Source organism: Aeromonas allosaccharophila, from assembly GCF_000819685.1.
Lineage (GTDB): Bacteria > Pseudomonadota > Gammaproteobacteria > Enterobacterales > Aeromonadaceae > Aeromonas > Aeromonas allosaccharophila.
Map to the genome: position 1 here is coordinate 1 of NZ_CDBR01000092.1, position 1,223 is coordinate 1,223.

1 protein-coding gene and 1 pseudogene are annotated in these 1,223 nt (G+C 55.3%); one reads left to right on the top strand and one right to left on the bottom strand.

Annotated features, from left to right (window positions below; genetic code table 11):
* A partial coding sequence (locus tag BN1115_RS16070; RefSeq protein WP_208597767.1) for a transposase occupies window positions 1–246 on the top strand: 246 nt, incomplete at its 5' end.
* A gap of 22 nt (window positions 247–268) precedes the next feature.
* Here the strand turns inward: BN1115_RS16070 and BN1115_RS16075 are convergent.
* Window positions 269–1,223, bottom strand: a pseudogene (locus BN1115_RS16075) (IS3 family transposase); the annotation flags it as partial.

The following is a 1,223-nucleotide window of genomic DNA, read 5'->3' on the forward strand; positions in this document are numbered from 1 at the left end:
TACATCATTCACAAAAGCAAGCAGACCGAGCGATGGTTGAAGAAGAACCCCAAGTTCTGCTTGGTATTCCAGCCAGTTTACAGCCCTTGGGTTAATCACATAGAACGGCTGTGGCACAAGTTACATGAAACCATCACGCGCAATCATCAATGTAGCGGAATGGCCAGCCTGCTGGCCCGAGTGAAACACTTCATGGATACCGTGTCTCCTTTCCCGGGGAATGGCTATGGCACAGCGAAGGTGTAGCACTATTGGGATCAGTTATTTGGACACTTTGTTGCTGAAAAATAAACTGCCTTTCAAACTCTACCGGCGACAGCCCATCATTGGAACCATGGCGCCTGATTGGAGCCTGTAAAACATCTCGATATAATCAAACACATCGCTGCGGGCTTCGTCTCTTGTCGCGTAAATCCTGCGCTTGATCCGCTCCCGTTTGAGCAACTGGAAGAAGCTCTCGGCGACCGCGTTGTCGTGACAGTTACCCCGTCGGCTCATGCTGCAACTCAGGTTGTGGGCCTTCAGAAAGTCCTGCCATTCACCACCGGTAAACTGGCTGCCCTGATCCGAATGCACCAGTACCGGCTGCTTGGGCTTGCGCCGCCAGACGGCCATCAATAACGCATCAACCGCCAAGTCTGCCGTCATGCGTGACTTCATCGCCCAGCCGACGATCTAGCGAGAGAACAGGTCGAGCACCACCGCCAGGTACAGCCACCCTTCTTGAGTGCGAATGTAGGTAATGTCAGTCACTCAGGAGAGGTTGGGGGCTGGCACCTTAAACTGACGTGCCAGCGTGTTTGGGGCAGCTTGCGTGCTCTTGCCTCCATAATGCCCCTTGCGGCGTTGATAGCCCGTTTGCGAACGCAGTCCCTCCCGCTTCATTAATTTGGCCACACGGTGCTTGCCGCAGGCTTCCCCTGTGTCACGAAGGTCGCGATGGATCTTGCGATAGCCGTAGACAGCACCACTTTCCAGCCAGGATTGCTTGACCAATCCGGTCAGTCGTTCGTCCTCCTGCTGTCGTGGCGAGGCGGGCTGTTTCAACCACTCGTAGAAGCCACTTCGGTGAACCCCCAGGGTCTGGCACAGGGTAACGACACTGTACCGGTCGAGTCGGGAGGTTATGAACGCGTACCTTTCCTTGACTCGCTGGCAAAGTACGCGGCGGCCTCCTTTAGGATGTTGCGCTCCTCGGTGACCAGGCGCAGTTCAGCTTTTCG